This is a genomic window from Pseudomonas sp. (assembly GCF_049590575.1).
Lineage (GTDB): Bacteria > Pseudomonadota > Gammaproteobacteria > Pseudomonadales > Pseudomonadaceae > Aquipseudomonas.
In genome coordinates, this window is record NZ_JBAWDE010000319.1 from 1 (window position 1) to 3,071 (window position 3,071).

At 63.2% G+C, this 3,071-nt stretch carries 4 protein-coding genes; 1 reads left to right on the forward strand and 3 read right to left on the reverse strand.

Translation table 11 applies throughout. From position 1 onward, the window contains the following. The first annotated feature begins 162 nt into the window (after positions 1-162). Entirely contained in the window at positions 163-1,104 is a 942-nt protein-coding gene (locus WBR57_RS22235) for an AEC family transporter (protein ID WP_424086657.1), read from the forward strand. On the opposite strand, the gene WBR57_RS22240 is transcribed toward WBR57_RS22235, so the two are convergent. The 3 genes from WBR57_RS22240 to WBR57_RS22250 all read right to left on the reverse strand — a co-directional run bounded on the left by WBR57_RS22240 (position 1,101) and on the right by WBR57_RS22250 (position 2,969). After that, complete coding sequence (locus tag WBR57_RS22240) at positions 1,101-1,481, reverse strand: carboxymuconolactone decarboxylase family protein (RefSeq protein ID WP_424086659.1); 381 nt, start codon at positions 1,479-1,481, stop codon at positions 1,101-1,103. The genes WBR57_RS22235 and WBR57_RS22240 overlap by 4 nt on opposite strands. Next, positions 1,478-2,524, reverse strand: a complete 1,047-nt coding sequence (locus WBR57_RS22245; protein ID WP_424086663.1) for a calcium/sodium antiporter — start codon at positions 2,522-2,524, stop codon at positions 1,478-1,480. The genes WBR57_RS22240 and WBR57_RS22245 overlap by 4 nt, the downstream gene beginning before the upstream one ends. A 73-nt stretch (positions 2,525-2,597) precedes the next feature. Next, positions 2,598-2,969: a septal ring lytic transglycosylase RlpA family protein gene (locus tag WBR57_RS22250; RefSeq protein WP_424086661.1), complete on the reverse strand. Its 372-nt coding sequence runs from the start codon at positions 2,967-2,969 to the stop codon at positions 2,598-2,600. Positions 2,970-3,071: the final 102 nt, after the last annotated feature.

The window sequence follows — 3,071 nt, forward strand, 5'->3', positions numbered from 1 at the left end:
CTTCGCGAGCAAGCCCGCTCCCACATTCGACCGCGTTCATGCTGGAGGAATGCGGTCAAAATGTGGGAGCGGGCTTGCTCGCGAAAGCGGTAGACCAGACGAAGCGCCCTACACTGGCTTATCATTAGCCACCTGACGACGCTCACCAAGGTTCTCCCCGGCATGCTGGCAATTTTCCTCACCACCCTCACCATCACCGCGCCGGTGTTTGCCATGCTGTTTCTGGGGGTTTTGCTCAAGCGCGTCAACTGGATCAACGACAACTTTATCCACACGGCTTCGTCGCTGGTGTTCAACGTCACCATGCCGGCGTTGCTGTTCCTGGGCATCCTGCATGCCGACCTGCACTCGGCGCTCAAGCCGGGTTTGCTGATCTACTTCGCTGTCGCCACGCTGCTGAGCTTCGCCCTGGCCTGGGGCTGGGCGATTTACCGCTGCCCGCGTGAAGACCGGGGTATCTATACCCAGGGCGCGTTTCGCGGCAACAACGGGGTGATCGGCCTGGCGTTGGCGGCCAGTATGTACGGCGACTACGGCATCTCCCTCGGCGCAATCCTCGCGGCGCTGGTGATCCTGTTCTACAACACCCTGTCGACCATCGTGCTGGCGGTGTACAGCCCGGTGATCAAGTCCGACCCATGGAGCATCTGCAAAAGCGTGGTGGCCAACCCGCTGATCATCAGCGTGTTTGCTGCGGCGCCCTTCGCGATTTTCAAAATCGGCCTGCCAGGCTGGCTGGAGTCCTCGGGTCAGTACCTGGCCGACATGACCTTGCCGCTGGCACTGATCTGTATCGGCGGCACCCTGTCGCTGGCGGCCTTGCGCAAAAGCGGGAGCATGGCCCTGAGTGCCAGCCTGGTGAAGATGATCGGTTTGCCGCTGGTGGCCACGCTGGGCGCGTGGCTGCTGGGCTTTCGCGGCCCGGAGCTGGGGATTCTGTTTCTGTATTTCGGTGCACCGACCGCCGCGGCCAGCTTTGTCATGGCCAGGGCGGCCGAGGGCAATCATGAGCTGGCGGCGGCGATTATCGTGATCACCACCCTGATGGCGGCGGTGACCACGAATATCGGGATTTTCGTGTTGCAGGCGGGTGGCTGGATCTAGGCGTCTTTCTGATAGCTGTCGATGACTTCCTGCGCCGCTCGAAACGCATCAATCGCCGCCGGCACACCGGCATACACCGCGCAATGCAGCAGCGCCTCGCGGATCTCTTCCACGCTGCAGCCGTTGTTCAGCGCGCCGCGCACGTGGCCCTTGAGCTCCTGCGGACACTTGAGTGCAGTCAGGGCGGCGAGGGTGATCAGGCTGCGCGTCTTCAGCGGCAACCCTTCGCGGTTCCACACGCTGCCCCAGGCATGTTCGTTGACGAAGTCCTGCAGCGGCTGGGTGAACTCGGTGGCATTGCCCAGGGCGCGGTCGACGAACACATCGCCCATCACCTGGCGACGCATCTCAACCCCGGGCTTTTTCTGATCGGTCATTGCGATTCCCTCTTGTGTTGGCGGCGCCAGGCTCGCAGCGTGCTGAACAACAGGAAAGGCACCAGCACTGGCAGGACGTAATACAGCATCAGTTGTTCAAGCTTGTTGGCCAGCGGCATGCCGGTGGTGAACGACATCACGTGCAACCCATACGCCAGGTACAGTCCCAGCAGCACCAGGCCTTCGGCGCGGGTTACGCGGTAGCCGGTGTAAAACACCGGCAGGCACAGCACCACCACGCCGAGCATCACCGGCAGGTCGAAATCCAAAGCGTTGGGCGACACCGACAGCGGCGTCGGCGCCACCAGGGCGGTGATGCCCAGCACCCCCAGCAGGTTGAACAGGTTGCTGCCGATCACGTTGCCCACGGCGATCTCGCGCTGGCCGCGCAGGGCGGCGATCAGCGAGGTGGCCAGGCACGGCAGCGAGGTGCCGACGCCGATCAGCGTGAGGCCGATGACGCGCTCCGACAAGCCCAGGTCGCTCGCCACATCCACGGCGGCACCCAGCAGCAAATGCCCGGCCAGCACAAGGATCAGCAGCCCGCCAAGCATCAGCAGCACGCTGCTCAGCCAGGGCGCCCGGGCCACGGTTTGCAGGGTGCGCGGGCGGCGCGAATGGCGTGTCTGGTAATGCAGCACGCCGAGGTAGGCCGCCAACGCCACCAGCAACAGCAGCCCGTCGACCGGCGTGAGTGCTTCATTGGCCGCCAGGGTGAACACCAGCAGCCCGGCCAGGATCATCATCGGGATATCCACGCGCACCAGTTGGCGCGAGACTCGCAAAGGAATCACCAGCGCCGACAGGCCAAGGGTCACGAGGATGTTGAAAATACTGCTGCCAATCACGCTGCCCACGGCGATGTCGGTGTTGCCGGCCAGGGTGGCCTGCAGGCTGACAGTCATCTGCGGCGCGCTGCTGCCGAAAGCAACGATGCTCAAGCCGATGATCAACGGCCGCACCTTGAGGCTGGCAGCCAGGCGCACGGCGGCGCGCACCAGGATTTCGGCGCCGACGATCAGCAACAGCAGGCCGCTGACCAGTTCCAGCAGGCTCCAGGGCGAGAGGGCGGTTAATCCGAAAATGGCCAGGGCTCCTTCGATTTTGAGTGTGGGCCTAGTTGCTCATGGCTTGCACGCGAACGCGCGCGGTGCCGCTGCCGACCATACCCAATTGCTCGGCGGCTTTGCGTGAAAGATCAATCAAGCGCCCACGGGTGTGCGGGCCACGATCATTGATGCGGACGACGACGGATTTGCCGTTGTCCAGATTGCTGACCTTGACCTGCGTACCGAAGGGCAATCGCCGGTGGGCGGCGGTCAGGGCGTTCTGGTTGAAGGGTTCACCGCTGGCAGTCTTGTTGCCATGGTGCCTGGCGCCGTAATACGAGGCGGTGCCGGTTTCGTCGTAGCCGTCGGGGTTGATGATGCCGCTGGCGCAACCGGCCAGTAGAGAGAACAGGGCCAGCAGGCCGAGTAGACGCTTCACTTCAAAAACTCCTCCGTATCAAATGTGGGAGCGGGCTTGCTCGCGAATGCGGTGTGTCAGCTAAAACTTCCTTCACTGATCCACCGTATTCGCGAGCAAGCC